The following is a 16,885-nucleotide window of genomic DNA, read 5'->3' as shown; positions in this document are numbered from 1 at the left end:
CCAGCGGCCCCCGGGTCGCCGGAACTCGCTTCCCCCGTAGGAACATTAAGGCGCATCAGGTGTCGAGATGGTAATCCGGCACAAGAGGTTTCAAGATCAGACATAAGTCGTTCCGACGGAAAATCCGACTGTTCGGCGCCCCGACCGGATCCGATCGCTCCCTGATCGATTCCGACCGTTCCGCCCGGCGGAGCGCCCGCGACGGGCAGCCACCCTTGATTGTCGGTTCGTACGTATGGGCATAGTGGGCGGAGTGAGCGGAGTGACGGACGATCAGGGGGAGCTCGTGACAACGGACGCACGCGACCGGAGCGGCAGCAACGGCAGCGCCAGCAGCAGTGGCAGCGGCAGCGGCAGCGGCGGCCGGGGCGACGGCGTCGAGGTCAACCTCGACATCCACCTGGCGCACTCGGCCCGGATGTACGACTTCTACCTCGGCGGGACGACCAACTTCCCCGCCGACCGGGAGGCCGCCGGCCGCGCCCTGGCCGTCTTCCCCTACGCCCGCTCCGCCGCCCGCGCCAACCGCGCCTTCATGCGCCGCTCGACGCGCCTGCTCGCCCGCTCCGGCATCCGGCAGTTCCTCGACATCGGCACCGGCATCCCCACCTCCCCCAACCTGCACGAGGTCGCCCAGCAGGTCGTCCCGGACGCCGCGGTGGTCTACGCCGACAACGACCCGATCGTGCTGCTGCACGCCCAGGCCCTGCTGCGCGGCACCGAACAGGGCGTCACCGCCTACGTCCAGGCCGACGTCCGCGAGCCCGACGCACTGCTCGAAGCCGCCGCCCGCACCCTCGACTTCGAGCTGCCGATCGCGCTCAGCATGAACGCCCTGCTGCACTTCGTCCCGGACGACGCGCACCGGATCACCGAGGGCCTCAAGGCCCGGCTGCCCCGCGGGTCCGCACTGGTGATCAGCCACCTCACCCCCGACTTCGCCCCCGACGAGACCACCCGGCTGATCCAGGTCTACACCGCCGCCGGCACGCCCGTCGCGGCCTGCACCAGCGAGGAGTTCGGCCGCTTCTTCACCGGCTGGGACGTCCTCGACCCGGGCGTCGTCGCCACCACCCGCTGGAACCCCTCGCTGGAGGAGGACACCGAGCGGATCAGCGACGCCGGCGCCTCCTGCTACGGCGCGGTGGCCGTCCGCCCCTGAGCCCCGCGCCCGCCACCGTCACCGCAGCCGCCCTCCGCGCTCGCCGTCTCCGCGGTCTCCGCCGCGGCGGACGGCCAGGCGCGCATGGCCAGGGCGGCGATGCGTTCCAGGGTGGCGCGGTCGGCGCCGTCGCGGGCCTGGGTGGACATGCCCTGGATGACGGAGGCGTAGAAGGCCGCGAGGCCGTCCGCCTCGTCGCGGGTCACGGGGGGCAGTAGGCCGGCCGCGGCGTCGGCGGTGATCCGGGCGGCGAGGGCCTGTTTGACGCCCTCGCGGAGGGCGCGCAGTTCCTCCCGGACGTCCTGGGCGGCGTCGGTGGTGTTGGTGGCCCCGTCGACCACGAAGCAGCCCGGGGGGTGGCCGGGTTCGGCGTACCCGGCGGCGGCCAGTCCGAGCATCGTCTCGACGGCCTCGCGCGCGGTCGGCCGGGCGAGCGCCCGGGCGCTGTAGCTGCCGTGGGTGGCGGCGTAGCGCTGGACGGCGGCGGTGAAGAGCTGCCGCTTGTCGCCGAACGCCGCGTACAGGCTGGGCGGGTTGATGCCCATCGCCTTGGTGAGCCCGGACAGCGAGGTCGCCTCGTAGCCGTGGCGCCAGAACTCGGTCAGTGCCGCGTCGAGCACGGCGTCCCGGTCGAAGCTGCGCGGGCGTCCCTTGGTGGCCATGGCGGCAATTCTATAGCGATCCCTACAGAGCGTGCTACGGTCATTTCGTAGCGACCGCTACAGAATTCAGGTGCCGCACCGCGCCCGGAGGGGGAACTCCCATGCCCATCGCCACCGCGTCCATCGCATCCACCGCGTCCGCCCTGCTCACCCCGCCTGCGCCGTCCGCGCCGCTCGCCCGCACCGTGCTCGGCTCCGGTCCCGGTCTGGTGCTGGCCCACGGCGCCGGCGGCGGCACCGCCGCGAACTACGGGCCGCTGCTGGAGGGCCTGGCCGCCCGGCACACCGTGGTCGGCGTCGACTGGCCCGGCAGCGGCGGATCCCCGCGCGCCACCGGCCCGTTGGACGCCGACGAGCTGGCCGACCAGCTGGTCGCCGCCGCCGACGCCGCGGGGCTCGAACGCTTCGCCCTGGCCGGGTTCTCGCTGGGCGGCCCGGTCGCCGTCCGGGCCGCCGCCCGCCATCCGGAGCGGGTCGGCGCCCTGGTGCTGACCGCGACCTTCGCCCACCGGGACGCCCGGCTCGACCTGGCCGCCCGGCTGTGGGGCGAGCTGTACGCGTCCGGCGCGCACGACCTGCTGGCCGAGCACCTGACCCTGGCCGCGTTCGGCCCCGACGTGCTGCAGGCCCTCGACCCGGCCGCGCTGCGCGGGGCGATCGCCGCGGTGGCCGCCACCGTCCCGCCCGGCACGCCCGAACAGGTCGACCTGGTGCGGCGGATCGACGTCCGCGCGGACCTGGCCCGGGTCCAGGCACCCACCCTGGTGATCACCACCACCGCCGACCCGCTGGTCTCGCCGTCCCTGCAGCGCGAGCTCGCCGACCGCATCCCCGGCGCCCGGACGGCCCAACTGCCCACCGGCCACCTGCCGTTCGCCGAGCGACCCGAGCAGTGGCGGACCCTGATCACCGACTTCCTGGCCGAGCACACCGCCACCACCGCCTGACGCACCTGCCCACCGCGGCCGGGCCGCTGTTAGCGTGCCGGGCATGGTGAACGGCGACGCGGTGAACGGCAGCACGGGCAACGGCGACGCGGGCAGCCGCAGGGCCAGGACCGCCGCGCCCGGCTCGGTGGCCCTGGTCCTGGCGGCGGCGGTGGCCGGGGCGTGGGGCGTCGGGGCACTGGCGGACGGGGTCGACGGGGCGGACGGGGTCCGGGACGCGCTGCGCGGGGACGGGCTGGCCGTGTTCGGCGGGTACGGGGCGGCGGTGCTGGCGGGCAGCGCGCTGCGGACGGCGACGCCGCAGTACCGTTCCCGGCCGGTGGGCGCGGTGTGGGCGGGGGCCGTGCTGGCGCTGGCGTTCGGCGCGCTGGTGGCGCTGCTGGCCTGGCCGGTCGCGGAGATCGCCCCCGCCTCGGGCCACGACCCGGTCTCGAACCGGGACCCGGGCTTCGTCTACCCGCTGTGGCTGGCGTTCACCCTGCTGCCGCCCGCGCTGGCCGCGGCGGGCGTGCAGATGGGGCTGCCGCTGGCCCCGCAACCGAAGACCGGAACGGCGGCCGGGCCGGGGACCGGAACGGAGGCCGGGGGCGGGTCCGGGGTGCGGGCCCGGAGGTCCCTCCCGCTGCCCGCCGGGGACACCGTGCGGCGCGGCGTACTGCGCGGACTGGCCTGGGGGGCGGCCCCGTTCGCGTTGCTGCTGCTGTTGTCGGCGCTCTGAGCCGGCGTCCCGCGCCGACCCGCACCGAACCGCGCCGACCCGCGCCAGCGCGCCCCGGAAACCCTTGGACGGGCGGGCGGCGGCCTGCTGCAATGGGCCGGGGAATGCCCGCGACGGAGGGGACGACGATGTCGGAGGACGTGCAGGGCGCGGTGGAGGACGTGCAGGGCACGGCGGAGGACGTGCAGGGCACGGCGGAGGACGTGCGGGGCGCGGCGGTGGCCGAGGTCAGGCTGCGGTTGTCGGTGCGCGGCCTGACCGACGCCGATCTGCCGTCCTGCGGTTGGGCCGGGTCGCCGAAGCACGTGCGCGAGCTCGCCGGGAAGGTCCGGCGGGCCGCGGCGGGCGAGATCGACTACTTGGCGGCGTGCACGCCGGCCGGGCTTCCGGTGGCGCTGTGCGGCGTCGACTACGCGGTGGCGCCCGGGGCGGGCACGCTCTGGCAGCTCGGTGTCCATCCCGCCCTGCAGTCCTGCGGGATCGGCACGCTGCTGATCGGCGCCGCCGAGCGGCGGATCGCCGCCCGCGGCCTGGTCCGCGCCGAGCTGGGCGTCGAGGAGTCCAACCCGCGGGCCCGCGCCCTCTACGAGCGCCTCGGCTACCGCGCCTTCGGCCGGGCGCCCGACTCGTGGGACGTGGAGGACGAGGACGGCACGCTCCGCCGCTACGAGACGATGTGCGTCCTGATGCGCAAGAGCCTGGCCTGACGACCGATTCGACGGCCGTCACCGGGGCGGGCGGGGGCGGGTCCGTTCGTGGATGCTCCCGCCGGGGGCGTACCAGCCGGCCTTCTTGCGGACGGCGGGGCTCGGGTCCTGGGCGTGGCAGGTCTGCAGGGCGGTGACGGCCCCGGGGTGGGTGTGGGCGAACTTGCCGACGAGTTCGGCGGCCCGGGCCCGCACCCGGGGGTCGGGGTCGTCGGCGAGGTGGCGCAGGGCGGGGGCGAGGACCTGGTCCGCGCCCGGGGCGCAGGTGTCGCCCTTGCAGCGGTCGCAGGCCAGGGCGTGGAAGGCGGCGATCCGGACCTCGGGGTCGGGGTCGTCGGCCATGGTGACCAGGCGGCCCATGGACGCGGTGTCGACCAGGTGGTCCAGGAGCCGGCAGCAGCCCTCCCGGACGGCCGCGTCGGGGTGGGAGAGTCCGTGGCGGACGGCGTCCACCGCGTCCTCCCCGCGCCGCAGCAGTTCCCGGTAGGCGGCGACGGTGCGTTGCGGGTCGCCCAGGTAGGTGACGAGGGCTTCGTTGTCGGTCCTGACGAATCCGAGCATGTCCCCCAGTGTCGGACCGCACGAGCCGTCCCCGCAAAGGGATTTCACCCGCCCCGGGAGCCGCTGCCCGGAAGCCGCTGCCCGGAAGCCGCGCCCGGGTCAGTCGGTGGTGGGGGCGGTCAGGTCGAGGGTGAAGCTGAACCGGTCGCCGCGGTAGAGGGTGCGGACGAGTTCCAGCGGGCGGCCGGCGGCATCGCGGCTGCGGCGGTGCAGCAGCAGCATCGGGAGGGCGGGCGGGGTGCCGATCAGCAGGGCCTCGCGCGGGGTGGCGAGCACGGTCTCGATCCGCTCCTCGGCTCCGGCGAGCTGCACGCCGCGGTCGCGCAGGTAGCCGTAGAGCGAGCCGGCCGGGTCGAACTCCGTTGCCAGCCGCGGGACTCGGGCCACCGGCAGGTAGGTGGACTCCAGGCCGACGCGTTCCTCGTCGGCGCGCAGCACGCGTTCGAGGTGCCAGAGCGGTTCGCCGGCCGGGACGGCGAGGCGGTCGGCGGTGGCGGGGTCGGCGGGCTGGCGGTCGAGGGCGATCAGGGTGCGGCCGGGGCGCAGGCCCTGGCGGGTGACGCCCTCGGTGTAGCTGGCCAGTGACAGCGGCTGTTCGATCTTGGCTCCGGCGACCACGGTGCCGCGGCCCTGGCGACGCAGGCGGCCCTCGATCAGCAGGTCGCGCAGGGCCTGGCGGACGGTGGCGCGGGCGACGCCGTACCGCTCGGCCAGGCCGGCTTCGGTGGGGAGCCGTCCGCCGGGGCCCAACTCGTCGATCAGTTCCTCGAGTTCGGCCTTGACCAGGTAGTACTTGGGCACCCGGCCGTGCTCGGGGACGCCGGACCGGGCGGGGGCGAGGGGGGCGCGGGGGGTGCCGTGGTTCACCGGCCCAGGGTAGCGATCGGCCGTCCGCCGGCCCGGCACCCCCCGGTCCGGCCGTCCACGAAACATCACGGACGGATAACCGGTCTGGACTGAATTTTGACGCTTGTTCATACAACCGTGGATTCGGTGCGGGCTCGCGCTCGCCCGGCCGCCCCATCCTCGGTTGCCGGTGCAACCGCACCGTGCCGCTTCCCCGTTGGGAGAACCCGTGCGCAACTCCCGTTCCACCATGGCCATTTCCCTGTCCGCGGCGGCCGTCGTCGCGGCCGCGCTGGTGCCGCTGGGCGGCTCGCCCGCCGCGGCCGCCACCGGCGCGTACAACGGCCTGCCGAACGGCAGCAAGCAGGCCAAGACGCTGGTCATCGGCATCGACGGCACCCGGTACGACAAGATCGCGGCGGCGGACGCGCCGAACCTGAAGGCGCTGATGGCCTCGGGCACCACGGCGACCTCCAACCTGTACGCGAACCCGATGGCGCCGACCCTCTCCGGGCCGGGCTGGTCGACCATCGCCACCGGCGTGTGGCCGGACAAGCACAAGGTGGTGGACAACAACTTCACCGGTTCGCGCTTCGACCTGTACCCGGACTACGCGAGCCGGCTGGAGAGCGCCGACCCGGCCGCCTCGACGCTGGTGATCGGCTCCTGGAACCCGATCACCGCGAACGTCTTCAACGGCAAGGCCGACCTGCGTATCCCGGAGAGCGAGAACGACGCCAAGACCGCCTCGGACGCCGCCGACTACCTGGCGCACGGCAACCCGGACTCGGTGTTCCTGCACCTCGACGGGGTGGACGAGGCCGGGCACGCCTACGGCGGCGCGTCCAGCCAGTACCTGGCCGCGATCCACGACGCGGACGGCCTGGTCGGGCAGGTGCTGACCGCGCTCAGGTCCCGTCCCTCGTACGCCGCCGAGGACTGGCTGGTCGTGGTCACCACCGACCACGGCCACACCGACGCGGGCGGCCACGGCGGCAACAGCGCCAACGAGCGGCAGACCTGGATGGTCCTGAACGGCCGGGGCTACGCGGCCGGGGCGCACCGCTACGACGTCAAGCCGGTGGACATCGCGCCGACCGTGCTCAAGCACGAGGGCGCGCCGATCGACCCGGCCTGGGGCCTGGACGGCAAGCCGGTGGACGAGATCGTGCCGGACGAGTTCGACGCGCTGCGGCCGAGCCTGCAGACCCGGGTCGACGAGACCGGCATCGGCTCGACGGTCAAGGGCTTCACCCACACCCCGCCGGCCGGCTGGTCGATCGACAACTCGCGGATGCCGTCCGGCGGCGTCACCGAGTGGCGCGGCTGGGCGTTCGCCACCGACGAGTTCTGGACGGCCGCGCAGCTCGGCCAGAGCCGGGAGACCAACGTCCGGGCCCGCAACGTGTTCGCGGTCGCCGACTCCGACGAGTGGGACGACAAGTCGCACGGCACCGGCCAGTTCGACTCGACGCTGATCAGCCCGGCGTACCCGGTGGCGGGCCGCACGCACGGCACGCTGTCCTTCGCCACCGACTACAAGATCGACGGCCCGCAGACCGGCGACGTGTACGTGTCCTTCGACGGCGGCGCCGCGCAGCTGGTGAAGTCCTACCGGGCCGACCTGAACACGGTCGAGCACCTGGACGTCACCGTCCCGGCGGGGGCCTCGACGGCCCGCTTCCAGTTCCGCTACACCGGCACCAACTCGGCGTTCTGGACGGTCGACCAGGTCGTCTTCGGCTGACGGCGCCGCCCCGGGGCGGGCGTGTCCGGCCCGCCCCGGGAGCGCTCAGCGGGTCTTGAGCACCACCTGCACCGCGAACGCGACCTGGTCGGCCGTCAGGTCGGCGCGGGCGGTCAGCCGCAGGCGCGGGACGCCGTCGGGGACGGACGGGGGCCGGAAGCAGCCGACGGCCAGGCCCTCGTCCCGGCAGGCGGCGGCCCAGCGCACCGCGTGCTCGGGGTCGTCGGCCCGGACGGCGACCACCGCGCCGTCCGGGGCGGAAGCGTCCAGGCCGGACTCGGTGAGCCGGTCGGCGAGTTCGCGGGCCACCCGCAGGGCGTCGGCGGCCCGGCCGGGCTCGGCCCGCAGCAGGCGCAGCGCGCCAAGGGCGGCGCCGACCGCGGCGGGGGCGAGGCCGGTGTCGAAGATGAAGGTCCGGGCGGCGGAGACCAGGTGGCGGATCACCCGCTCGGGGCCGAGGACGACGCCGCCCTGCGCGCCGAGCGACTTGGAGAGCGTCGCGGTGGCGACCACGTCGGGCTGTCCGGCGATGCCCGCGGCGGCCCCGGCGCCCGCGCCGCCCGGGCCGAGCACGCCCAGGCCGTGCGCGTCGTCGATGACCAGCGCGGCGCCGTGCGCGCGGGCGGCGGCGAGGTGGTCGGCGAGCGGGGCGGCGTTGCCGTCGACCGAGAACACCGAGTCGGTGACCACCAGGGCGCGGGGTTCGGTGCGGGCCGCGAGGGCTTCGCGCACCGAGGCGGGGTCGCAGTGCGCGGCCCGGGCGACCCGGCCCCTGGCGAGCCGGCAGCCGTCGATCAGCGAGGCGTGGTTGTGGGCGTCGGAGACGATCAGGGTGTCCGGGCCGGCCAGCGCGGTGAGCACGGCGAGGTTGGCGGTGTAGCCGGAGGAGAACACCAGCGCGGCCTGGTAGCCGCAGAACTCGGCGAGTTCGCGCTCCAGCGCGGTGTGCGCCTCGGTGGTGCCGGTGACCAGCCGGGAGCCGGTCGCGCCGCCGCCCCAGCGCACGGCGGCCTCGGCGGCGGCGGCCGTGACGGCCGGGTGCCTGGTCAGCCCGAGGTAGTCGTTGGAGGCCAGGTCGAGCACCGGGTCGTCGGCGGGCCGGCTGCGCAGCCGCCTGGTCAGCCCGGCGGCGTCCCGGGCCCTCGCCGCCCCGTCCAGCCAGTCGAACACCCGTTCCGGCGCCGCTTCCGCTCCGCTGACCTGCCCGTCTGCCACCATGCCCGGCACTCTTCCACCCGGCGCGCGGCCGGGGCAACGCGTACCGCCCCGATGTGCGACGGCCCACACTCCCCCGGCCCGCCGACCGGAGAACCGCTCGGGACCTGCTCGGAACCTGCTCGGGACCTGCTCGGAAACCGCCCGCGCCGGCGCCTCCGACCCGTACGGGGGGTCGGAGGCGCCGGCGCGAGGGAACGGCCGGGACCGGCAGGGACCGGCCGGGACCGGCGGGGCTACCGGGACTGACGGGGGGTCAGTTGCGGTAGCGGAACAGGATGCGGCCCCTGGTCAGGTCGTACGGGCTGAGTTCGACCAGGACGCGGTCGAAGGGGAGGATCTTGATGTAGTTCTTGCGGATCTTTCCGCTGATGTGGGCGAGCACGTGGTGGCCGTTCTGCAGTTCCACCTTGAAGGTGGCGTTCCGCAGGCACTCGAGGACGGTGCCCTCGAGCTCCAGGCCCTTGGCGACGCGTGGCAAGGGGTCTCGATTCTCTGGTGGGAGTGGGGGTGGTGCGGAGTGGTGCGGGGTGGTGCGGAGTTGGTGCGGGGCGGTGCGGGTGGTGCCGGTCAGTGGTGGATCAGGTGCAGGACCTGGCCGGTCCGTTCGGCGCCGAAGCTCTCGAAGAGGGTGGTGGCGGCGGTGCGGGACCGGTCGACCTCGGCCCAGGCGGTGGTGGTGCCCGCCTCGTGCAGGGTGTGCAGGGCGTGCGCGAGCAGGGAGCGGCCGAGGCCGTGCCGCTGGTGGGCGGCGCGGACCGCGAGCAGGCCGATCCGGGCGGGGCCGCGGCCGCGGACCACCCGGACCAGGCCGGCGTACCGGCCCTGGTGGACGGCGACCGCGTACAGCGACGGGTCGATCAGAGTGTCCCCCGGAGGGCAGGGCCGAACCTCGGCGGGCATGGTGTGCCAGCCGGGGCCGGCCTCGACCTCGGCCCGGATCTCCCGGTCCAGCTCCCGCAGTCGGGCCTCGTCGGCCGTCCCGGCGGGCAGGATCGTGACGCCCGGGGCGAGGAAGGGGACCGCGACGGCGGTGGACAGGACGTACTCCCACTCCCGCCGTTCGGGGACGAACCCGGCCCGCTCCCAGCGGGCGGCCGGGGCCGGGTCGTCCGCGGCGAGCAGGGTGTGGAGCGGGGCGGGCAGGGCGGCGCGCACCGCGTCGGCGAGCGGCGCGAAGGCCGCGTCGTCCCAGACGTCGATGCTGACGTAGCGCAGGTCGTGGCGGCGGGTGGAGACGTCGGCGTGGCCGACGACCACGTCGCCGGCCAGGGCCTGCCACTGGGTCTCGTCGACCCGGGTGATCTCCACGGGGTGCCCGGGGTGCGCGGTGTTCGTGCTGTTCACGGTGTTCATGGCTTTCGCCTTTCGGGAGTGCCTGCGTTGTCACGCGAGCGCTCCCGACGACACCTGTGTCAGTCGTTGCACCGTGGGGAAAGGGGGAGCACCCGCCTCGATCCAGCTCTCATGGGGAACTCACCTCCTCGCTTCCTGTTCACGGCGATCCGAACAGTAGCAACCTCCCGCCGCCCGTCCAAGCGATTTATCGGACGCCCCGTTCCGGCTACCCGGCGGGCAGCAGCAGGACGGCGGCCGCGGCGGCCAGCAGGGCCAGGTTGAGGCCGATCCGGCGGTCGCCACCGGTGAGGTGGACCGGGATCGCGCCGGCCTGGAGCAGCAGCAGGCCGGTCGCCGCGGCCGGGGCGAGCCAGGTTGCGGTGCCGGTCAGCGGGGGCAGCAGCAGCCCGGCGGCGCCGAGGAGTTCGAGCACGCCGAGGGCGCGCAGGGCGGGCAGCGGGACCCGGTCGACCCAGGCCATCATCGGGCGGAGCCGGTCGGGGCTGCGGACCGCCTTCAGCGTGCCCGAGTAGAGGGAGAAGAGGGCGAGCGGGCCGGCGACGATCCAGTGGGCGAGTTCCATGGTTCCCGTTCGGGGGCGGGCCGCCGCGGTGCGGGGCCGGTGCGCGGGCCGCCGCCGGGCGGGGCCGGGCGGCGGGGGCGGCCGGGAGCGGCCGCGTCCCGTCCACTCCACCGCCGGGGGCGGGGCGCCGTCCAAGACCCGTTCCGGTCCGCCGATGCCGGCTGGGTATCGTCGCAGCGTGGAGCTACGGACCCTGCGGTACTTCGTGGCGGTCGCCGAGGAACTGCACTTCGGCCGGGCCGCCCGCCGCCTGCACCTGAGCCAGCCGCCGCTGAGCCGGGCGGTCAGGCAGTTGGAGGCCGACCTCGGCGCCCTGCTGCTCGTCCGCTCGCCGGCCGGGGTCGCGCTCACCCCGGCGGGCACGGTGCTGCTGGCGGAGGCGCGGGCCCTGCTCGCCCGCGCCGACCGGCTGCGGGTGCGGGTGGGCGCGGCGGCCGGACGGGCGGGCCTGACCGTCGGCATCCTGGGCGACGGCACCGACCCGGGCGTGTTCCGGTCGGCGGCCGCCCACCGCCGCGACCACCCGGGCGTGGACGTCCTGGTCCGGGAGACCGACCTGACCGACCCGACCTGCGGGCTGCGCGCCGGGCTGGTCGACGTCGCCCTCACCCGGGCCCCGTTCGACGAGGACGGCCTGGCGGTGCGCACGCTGCGGTCCGACCCGGTCGGCGCGGTGCTGCGCGCGGACGACCCGCTGGCCCACCGCGAGCGGCTGCGGCCGGCCGAGCTGGACGGCCGCCGCTGGTTCCGCTTCCCGCCCGGCACCGACCCGCGCTGGCAGGCGTTCTGGCACGGCGGCACCGAGCGCGAGGGCCCGGTGGTGCGCGGCGTGCAGGAGTGCCTGCAGGCGGTGCTGTGGAACGGCACGGTCGGGCTGGCCCCGCTCGGACACGACCTGCCCGCCGGGCTGGTGGTGGTGCCGGTGCCGGACCTGGCGCCGAGCCGGGTGGTGGTGGCCTGGAACGAGGGCGCGGCCGACCCGCTGGTCCGCTCCTTCGTCGAGACGGCGACGGCCGCCTACCGCTCCTGAGCGCCGGGGATCCGGGAGGCCCGGGAGGTTCCGGGGGTTCCGGGGGTTCCGGGGGGGTCAGCAGGCGCAGGAGATGCCGGAGCGCGGGGCGGTCAGGTCGTCGACGGGGCGCTGCTCGGAGCCCGCGGCGGTGTCGTACGCGAAGCCCTCGCGGGCCCAGTACTCGAAGCCGCCGAGCATCTCCTTGACCCGGTAGCCGAGCCGGGCGAAGGCCAGGGCCGCGCGGGTGGCGCCGTTGCAGCCGGGGCCCCAGCAGTAGGTGACCACGGTCAGGGCCGGGTCGATCAACTCCGGGGCCAGGTCGGCGATCTGCCCGGTCGGGAGGTGGACGGCGCCGGGGATGTGCCCCTGGTCCCAGGCGGCCTTGCTGCGGGTGTCGACCACCACGATGCCGGGCACGCCGGAGGCCAGGTCGGCGTGGACGTCCGAGACGTCCGCCTCGAAGGCGAGCCGGGCGGCGTAGTGGGCGGCGGCCTCGGCCGGGGCGGCGGCGGGGACGCTCAGGACGGCGCTGGTGGCGGCGGTCCCGGTGGTCGTCCCGGCGGTGGCGGTGGCGGCGGTGGCGGACATGGAGGTGCCTCGTTTCTGGTGGTGCGGGGGGTTCCGGGCCGGGGGCCTTCCGGGTCGGGGGCCGGGGGTTCCGGTGGGCCGTTCCGGTGGCCCCGGTCGGCGACGGCTCCAGTCTCTCGGTCCGCGCACCCGCCCCACGAGTGGCGTGAGCGCCTGTGACCGTCAAGATCCCGCCAGCCCGCCGCGCGCAGGCCGGCGGGCATCCGCGGGCCGAGTGGTCACGCACCGGTGCCGACCGTTCCGCGCAGGCGGGCGAGGCCGGTGTCCAGGGCGGCTTCCAGGTGGGTGGCGGAGCCGCTGGTCATCAGGATCAGCACGCCGCCCTGGATCCCGGCGAGCAGCGCGGCCGCCTCCCGGTCGGCGTCCAGGTGCGGGGCGGTCGCTCAGGCGGGGCCGCCGGGACGGTCCGCGTCGGCGGTCCGCAGCGCGCGGGGTCGGCGCGGCATCAGGCCGTCCGGTCCCCGGGCGCCTCGGCGCCCCGGCCGCCGTCCCGCACCGTCGACGGCGACGGCGGCTCCGGCGACGGTCCGTCGGCGGGGGCGCGGTAGACCAGCAGGTAGCGCCAGAACAGCAGCCGTCGCAGCCGGAAGCCGGGCAGCAGCGCGGCGGCCTCCCGCCGGGTCTGCGCGTAGGTCAGCGTCGGCGGCGCGACCGGTGCCCGCACGGCGTCGGGGCCGGTCGGGCGGGTGCCGCGGAGCCGTTCCCCGAGCGCGGTGCAGAGCCGCGCGACCGCGTTGACCGGGACGGCGGCCAGGCTCCACAGCCAGTCCGTCCGCGACACCTCCGGGTAGCAGCCGAGGACGACCAGCACCCCGCCCGGCGCCAGCGCTGCCCGCAGCGTCCGGACGGTGTCGAACGGCATGTGGTGCAGGCTCGCCAGGCAGGAGACGAAGTCGTAGTGCCCCGAAGGCAGTTCGAGCCGGGTGACGTCTGCCTGCCGGAACCGCGGCCCCGGCCCACCGGCCGTCCCCGTCAGCGCCCGGGCCGCCTCGACCGCCTCCGCCGAGGGATCGACCGCGTCCACCTCGATCCCCCGCCCGGCCAGCCGCCGGGCGAACCGCCCCGTCCCGCACCCGACGTCCAACGCCGTCCGGCACCCGGCCGGGAGTTGACGCAGCAACAGGCGGTGGTAGTGGTCGTTGTGGTCGAAAGCCATGCGCCCGACCCTGCCACACCCCGCCTCCCCGCCGACAACGGCGTCCACCGGCCCCGCCCGCCTCCGTCCCGTCCCGTCCCTCAAGAATCGATCGGACCGCGCGCTCCCTGCCCTGACGGCCCGGCAGCCGGGCGGGTCCTTGCCCGGTGGGGGTGTGGTCGGTGAGGGTGGGGTGGGAGCGGAGGGGAAGGGGAGACCGATGGAGATCGTCGAGCGGGTGTGGGCGGAGCCGTGGGAGGGGTTGCGGTGCACGCCGGTGGGGGGCAGTGCGGTCGGGGTGGTGGTGCTGTCGGGGTCGAGCGGGCGGGTGGAGGCGGCGCGGGCGCGGGTGTTGGCGCGGGCGGGGTTCGACGCGTTGACGATCCGTTGGTTCGGCGGGCCGGGGCAGCCGCCGGGGGTGTGCGAGGTGCCGTTGGAGACCTTCACGGCGGCGGTCGACCTGTTCCGGGCGGACGGTGTGCGGCGGGTCGGCCTGCTCGGGACGTCGAAGGGCGCGGAGGCGGCGATGCTGACGGCGGTGCGCGACCCGCGGGTGGACGCGGTGGTCGCGCTGGCGCCGACCTCCCTGGTGTGGCGCAACGTCGGGGCGGGGCTGGACGGCGCGGACCGCCCGGCCCGTTCCTCCTGGACCTGGCGGGGCCGCCCGCTGCCGTTCGTCCCGATGGACGAGAGCTGGACGTCCGCGGAGCCGGCGGGCGTCCCGGTGGCCATCCGCGGCTGGTACGAGCAGAGCGAGCGGACGTTCGCGGCGGACGTGCCCGCGGCCCGGATCCCGGTGGAGCGGGCCCGGGCGGAGCTGCTGCTGGTCGCGGGCGGGGCCGACGCGATGTGGCCGTCGCTCCCGTACGCCGAGCGGCTGCGCGAGCGCCGCCGCGCGGCCGACGGCGCCCGCACCGTGCTGGTCGGCGACCCGGCGGCGGGCCACCGGGTGGTGTTCCCCGGCGAGGTGCCGCCGCCCCCGTCCACGGTCTTCGACCACGGCGGCACCCCGGCGGCGGCCGCCCGGCTGGGTGCGGCGGCCTGGCCGCACCTGCTCGACGTGCTCGGCGGCGGCCTGCTGCCCGCCGACGGGGGCTGAGCCCCGGACGGCCGGTCGGCGGGCGCGGCGGTGACCGGCCCGGTGGGGTGCGGGGGTCGCTGCCGGCGCCGGTCGGGTTCTGCGGGTGGCCGACGAGGTGTCCCGGCTCGCGGCTGCGGGGCGCAGGTGGCGAAGGAGCCGCGGTCCCGGCCGGGGCGGGAGCCGGTCTTGCCCCAGGCGTGTTCACCGTTCGGGAGCCGGTGACGCATCGGGCCGCGACCGAGGCCGCAGCCGGCGTCCCCGACCCGCCAGGGGTGCCGGGCCGGGCGCGCCAGAGGTGCCAGGGACGCTGGGCCGGGCCGGGTTCGGGGCCGTGTCCGGCTGGTAGATTCCGGGGCAGACCGGCCCGCGCGGCCCGTCCTGCGCCCCTGGCACCCCTGGCGCGGCCCGGTCGGGATGACCGGGGAGGAAGTCTTGGCCGCCGTACGCATGCTCGCCGCCCGCTACCGTCTGGACGAGCTGATCGGGCGCGGCGGGATGGGCCAGGTCTGGCACGGGTGGGACGTGGCGCTGCAGCGCCGGGTCGCCGTCAAGCTGCTGCACACCGAGCTGCACGACCCGCGCGGCACCGACCTGTTCCTCAACGAGGCCCGGCTCGCCGCCGGGCTCGGCCACCCCGGCATCGTCACCGTCCACGACCTGGGCCGGGAGCCCGACGGCACGGTCTACCTGGTGATGGAGCTGCTCACCGGCACCGACCTGGCCGTCCGGCTCCGCGCGGACGGACCGCCCCCGGTCGCCGAGGCGGTCGACTGGACGCTCCAGCTCTGCGACGCGCTCGCCTTCGCGCACGCCGCGCAGGTCGTCCACCGGGACCTCAAGCCCGCCAACCTGTTCCTGGCCCGGAACGGCCGGCTGAAGATCCTCGACTTCGGCATCGCCAAGCACCACGAGGGCCGGTCCGACACCCACAGCCGGGTGATGGGCACCATGGCGTACATGCCGCCGGAGCGCTTCCACGGCCGCTCCGGCGACCACCGCGGAGACCTGTACGCCCTCGGCTGCGTCCTGTTCGAGCTCCTCACCGGCCGCCCGCCGTTCGGCGCCGGGGACCCGGTCCCGCTGATGATGCGCCACCTCGCCGAGCCCCCGCGCCCGCCCGGCCCCGAGTCCCTCCACCACGTCCCGCCCGCCCTCGACCGACTGATCCTCGACCTGCTCGCCAAGGACCCGGCCGCCCGACCTCGCTCCGCCGCCGAGGTCACCGACCGCCTCCGCGACCTCGCCACCGGCAACGGGATCGAGAGCGGGGACGGAAACCGCGGACCGCGGACTCCCTGGCCGACGACCGCCCCGGCCGACGCGCCCCGGTTCCCGACCGCCCCCACCGTCCCGACCCCCGCACCGGTCCCCCCGCCGACCGCCACGACCTTCCCGCTGCCCACCCCGGCCACCCCGGCCGACACCCGGCCGCTCCCGCCGACCGCCGTCACGGCCCCGCTGTCCGTTCCGGAGCCCGGATCGCACGCCGGGGAGTCGACGTACGTCGACTGGATCCGGGCGCTGGACGCCGCCGGTCAACTCCCGCCGCCCGAGCAGCTGTTGGCCCGGCACGGCCGGGGTTACCAGTCCACCGCCTGGGTGGACGCCGTGGCCCGGGCCTGGCCGGCGGCCGGGATCGGTGCGCTGCTCGCCACCTACGAGGAGGCCCGGCTGCCCCGGCTCGCCAACGAGATCGTCCGCAGCATTCCGGCCCGCCGCACCACCGCCGAACTCCCCGCCCTCCTCGCCGGGCTCCGCGAGGCCGGGCAGCACCTGCGCCTCACCATGCTGACCGCCGCCCTCGAAGCCCACCACCCACAACTCCCGTACCCGGCACCGGTATCGACACCAGTCGCAACACCAGTACCAGCACCAGCCGTGCCGGTCGCGGTGGAGCGGGCCGCCCTGTTCGCCCGGTTCGCCCACCGCACGCGGGCCGTCGAGGCGGAGCGGGCCGCGCTGCTCGCCCGGTTGGCCCGCGGGATGCGGGCGGTCGCGGCCCGGCCGGGGGTGCCGCCGTTCGCGGCGGTCGTCACGGCGGTGGGTGCGCTCACCGCCGCGGGGGTCGCGGACGAGGCGGCGTTCCTGGAGTGGATCCGGTCCCGGCCGTCGGGGCCGGAGCGGTTCCGGGCCGAGTGGCTGCCGACGCTGCACCAGGTCCGGCACCCGGGGATCTCGCCGGACGACCTGGTGACGACGGTTGCCCGGGCCTGGCCGGCCGCCGAACTCGGTGCGGTGGTCGCGGCGTTCCACGCCGCCGGGCAGTTCGCGGTCGCAGAGCGGCTGGTCTGCCTGGCCCCGGCGGTCCGGGCGTCCGCGGAGTTCCCCGACCTGGTGGCCGGGTTCCGCCGGGCGGGCCAGCACGGGCGGCTGGAGGTCCTGCTCCGGGAGGCCGGGCGGCTGTCCCCGCTGTCCGTCGCGGCGGCCGCCGCGAACCTCACCGCCGCCGGGGAGGCCGACGCCGCCCTGGCGGTCCTGCACCCGCGGCCGATGACGCTGTCCGAACGCCGGAACCTGCTGCTCAACCGCGGCCCGCTCCGCTGACCCCGCCCGCTCCGGCAGTCAGGCCCGCCGCCCCAGCCT

The 16,885-nt window shown here is 76.2% G+C and carries 17 protein-coding genes and 1 pseudogene; 8 read left to right on the top strand and 10 right to left on the bottom strand.

Features of this window, described 5'->3' with window-relative positions:
- Positions 1–418: 418 nt before the first annotated feature.
- A complete protein-coding gene (locus tag OU787_RS32810; protein WP_268661963.1) occupies positions 419–1,162 on the top strand; it encodes an SAM-dependent methyltransferase in 744 nt (247 codons plus the stop codon).
- On the opposite strand, the gene OU787_RS32805 is transcribed toward OU787_RS32810, so the two are convergent.
- Positions 1,135–1,824, bottom strand: a complete 690-nt coding sequence (locus OU787_RS32805; RefSeq protein WP_268661574.1) for a TetR/AcrR family transcriptional regulator — start codon at positions 1,822–1,824, stop codon at positions 1,135–1,137. The two genes, OU787_RS32810 and OU787_RS32805, sit on opposite strands and share 28 nt — an antisense overlap.
- Before the next feature lie 101 nt (positions 1,825–1,925).
- On the opposite strand from OU787_RS32805, the gene OU787_RS32800 reads away from it, so the two are divergent.
- From OU787_RS32800 to OU787_RS32790, 3 genes are all read left to right on the top strand, one after another.
- Positions 1,926–2,771 carry an alpha/beta fold hydrolase gene (locus OU787_RS32800; RefSeq protein WP_268661573.1) on the top strand — a complete coding sequence of 282 codons (846 nt, stop codon included), beginning with the start codon at positions 1,926–1,928 and terminating at the stop codon, positions 2,769–2,771.
- 43 nt (positions 2,772–2,814) lie between these two features.
- Positions 2,815–3,489, top strand: a complete 675-nt coding sequence (locus OU787_RS32795; protein WP_268661572.1) for a hypothetical protein — start codon at positions 2,815–2,817, stop codon at positions 3,487–3,489.
- A 128-nt stretch (positions 3,490–3,617) separates the two neighbouring features.
- Positions 3,618–4,196 carry a GNAT family N-acetyltransferase gene (locus OU787_RS32790; protein ID WP_442788601.1) on the top strand — a complete coding sequence of 193 codons (579 nt, stop codon included), beginning with the start codon at positions 3,618–3,620 and terminating at the stop codon, positions 4,194–4,196.
- Between the two features lie 18 nt (positions 4,197–4,214).
- Here OU787_RS32790 and OU787_RS32785 read toward each other — a convergent pair whose 3' ends face one another.
- A complete protein-coding gene (locus OU787_RS32785; RefSeq protein WP_030463890.1) occupies positions 4,215–4,757 on the bottom strand; it encodes a HEAT repeat domain-containing protein in 543 nt (180 codons plus the stop codon).
- A gap of 99 nt (positions 4,758–4,856) precedes the next feature.
- Entirely contained in the window at positions 4,857–5,624 is a 768-nt protein-coding gene (locus OU787_RS32780) for a GntR family transcriptional regulator (RefSeq protein WP_268661571.1), read from the bottom strand.
- A 229-nt stretch (positions 5,625–5,853) separates the two neighbouring features.
- On the opposite strand from OU787_RS32780, the gene OU787_RS32775 reads away from it, so the two are divergent.
- A complete protein-coding gene (locus OU787_RS32775; protein WP_268661570.1) occupies positions 5,854–7,350 on the top strand; it encodes an alkaline phosphatase family protein in 1,497 nt (498 codons plus the stop codon).
- A gap of 45 nt (positions 7,351–7,395) precedes the next feature.
- On the opposite strand, the gene OU787_RS32770 is transcribed toward OU787_RS32775, so the two are convergent.
- The 4 genes from OU787_RS32770 to OU787_RS32755 form a co-directional block, all read right to left on the bottom strand.
- Positions 7,396–8,568, bottom strand: coding sequence for an 8-amino-7-oxononanoate synthase (locus tag OU787_RS32770; protein ID WP_051817980.1), 1,173 nt, complete (start codon positions 8,566–8,568; stop codon positions 7,396–7,398).
- A 253-nt stretch (positions 8,569–8,821) separates the two neighbouring features.
- The gene (gene infA, locus OU787_RS32765) at positions 8,822–9,046 is read right to left on the bottom strand and encodes a translation initiation factor IF-1 (protein WP_030463886.1); all 225 of its coding nucleotides are present in this window, start codon (positions 9,044–9,046) and stop codon (positions 8,822–8,824) included.
- An 89-nt stretch (positions 9,047–9,135) separates the two neighbouring features.
- Entirely contained in the window at positions 9,136–9,921 is a 786-nt protein-coding gene (locus OU787_RS32760; protein ID WP_268661569.1) for a GNAT family N-acetyltransferase, read from the bottom strand.
- A gap of 208 nt (positions 9,922–10,129) precedes the next feature.
- On the bottom strand, positions 10,130–10,486 hold the full coding sequence (locus OU787_RS32755; protein ID WP_268661568.1) for a DoxX family protein: 357 nt from the start codon (positions 10,484–10,486) through the stop codon (positions 10,130–10,132).
- Between the two features lie 154 nt (positions 10,487–10,640).
- Here OU787_RS32755 and OU787_RS32750 point away from each other — a divergent pair, with 154 nt between their 5' ends.
- On the top strand, positions 10,641–11,516 hold the full coding sequence (locus OU787_RS32750; protein ID WP_268661567.1) for a LysR family transcriptional regulator: 876 nt from the start codon (positions 10,641–10,643) through the stop codon (positions 11,514–11,516).
- A gap of 57 nt (positions 11,517–11,573) precedes the next feature.
- On the opposite strand, the gene OU787_RS32745 is transcribed toward OU787_RS32750, so the two are convergent.
- From OU787_RS32745 to OU787_RS32735, 3 genes and pseudogenes are all read right to left on the bottom strand, one after another.
- Positions 11,574–12,086 carry a rhodanese-like domain-containing protein gene (locus tag OU787_RS32745; protein ID WP_268661566.1) on the bottom strand — a complete coding sequence of 171 codons (513 nt, stop codon included), beginning with the start codon at positions 12,084–12,086 and terminating at the stop codon, positions 11,574–11,576.
- A gap of 218 nt (positions 12,087–12,304) precedes the next feature.
- A pseudogene (locus tag OU787_RS32740) lies at positions 12,305–12,463 on the bottom strand (TetR/AcrR family transcriptional regulator); the annotation flags it as partial.
- Between the two features lie 68 nt (positions 12,464–12,531).
- Positions 12,532–13,242 (bottom strand): class I SAM-dependent methyltransferase, encoded by a 711-nt coding sequence (locus OU787_RS32735; protein ID WP_268661565.1) that lies wholly within the window; start codon positions 13,240–13,242, stop codon positions 12,532–12,534.
- Between the two features lie 199 nt (positions 13,243–13,441).
- Here OU787_RS32735 and OU787_RS32730 point away from each other — a divergent pair, with 199 nt between their 5' ends.
- On the top strand, positions 13,442–14,320 hold the full coding sequence (locus OU787_RS32730; RefSeq protein ID WP_268661564.1) for an acyl-CoA thioester hydrolase/BAAT C-terminal domain-containing protein: 879 nt from the start codon (positions 13,442–13,444) through the stop codon (positions 14,318–14,320).
- A 414-nt stretch (positions 14,321–14,734) separates the two neighbouring features.
- Positions 14,735–16,846 (top strand): serine/threonine-protein kinase, encoded by a 2,112-nt coding sequence (locus OU787_RS32725; protein ID WP_268661563.1) that lies wholly within the window; start codon positions 14,735–14,737, stop codon positions 16,844–16,846.
- Positions 16,847–16,885: the final 39 nt, after the last annotated feature.

It is taken from the genome of Kitasatospora sp. YST-16 (assembly GCF_026802215.1).
In the GTDB taxonomy this organism is placed as follows: Bacteria; Actinomycetota; Actinomycetes; order Streptomycetales; family Streptomycetaceae; genus Kitasatospora; species Kitasatospora cineracea.
Note: the sequence above shows the minus strand (reverse complement) of the source record. Positions and strands in the feature narration are given on the sequence as shown.

Excerpts from the sequence above, each read along its gene's own strand:
- OU787_RS32810 (WP_268661963.1), top strand. The coding sequence starts at position 419 with ATGTACGACTTCTACCTCGGCGGGACGACCAACTTCCCCGCCGACCGG.
- OU787_RS32805 (WP_268661574.1), bottom strand. The coding sequence starts at position 1,824 with ATGGCCACCAAGGGACGCCCGCGCAGCTTCGACCGGGACGCCGTGCTC.
- OU787_RS32800 (WP_268661573.1), top strand. The coding sequence starts at position 1,926 with ATGCCCATCGCCACCGCGTCCATCGCATCCACCGCGTCCGCCCTGCTC.
- OU787_RS32795 (WP_268661572.1), top strand. The coding sequence starts at position 2,815 with ATGGTGAACGGCGACGCGGTGAACGGCAGCACGGGCAACGGCGACGCG.
- OU787_RS32790 (WP_442788601.1), top strand. The coding sequence starts at position 3,618 with ATGTCGGAGGACGTGCAGGGCGCGGTGGAGGACGTGCAGGGCACGGCG.
- OU787_RS32785 (WP_030463890.1), bottom strand. The coding sequence starts at position 4,757 with ATGCTCGGATTCGTCAGGACCGACAACGAAGCCCTCGTCACCTACCTG.
- OU787_RS32775 (WP_268661570.1), top strand. The coding sequence starts at position 5,854 with ATGGCCATTTCCCTGTCCGCGGCGGCCGTCGTCGCGGCCGCGCTGGTG.
- OU787_RS32770 (WP_051817980.1), bottom strand. The coding sequence starts at position 8,568 with ATGGTGGCAGACGGGCAGGTCAGCGGAGCGGAAGCGGCGCCGGAACGG.
- OU787_RS32760 (WP_268661569.1), bottom strand. The coding sequence starts at position 9,921 with ATGAACACCGTGAACAGCACGAACACCGCGCACCCCGGGCACCCCGTG.
- OU787_RS32755 (WP_268661568.1), bottom strand. The coding sequence starts at position 10,486 with ATGGAACTCGCCCACTGGATCGTCGCCGGCCCGCTCGCCCTCTTCTCC.
- OU787_RS32750 (WP_268661567.1), top strand. The coding sequence starts at position 10,641 with ATGCCGGCTGGGTATCGTCGCAGCGTGGAGCTACGGACCCTGCGGTAC.
- OU787_RS32745 (WP_268661566.1), bottom strand. The coding sequence starts at position 12,086 with ATGTCCGCCACCGCCGCCACCGCCACCGCCGGGACGACCACCGGGACC.
- OU787_RS32735 (WP_268661565.1), bottom strand. The coding sequence starts at position 13,242 with ATGGCTTTCGACCACAACGACCACTACCACCGCCTGTTGCTGCGTCAA.
- OU787_RS32730 (WP_268661564.1), top strand. The coding sequence starts at position 13,442 with ATGGAGATCGTCGAGCGGGTGTGGGCGGAGCCGTGGGAGGGGTTGCGG.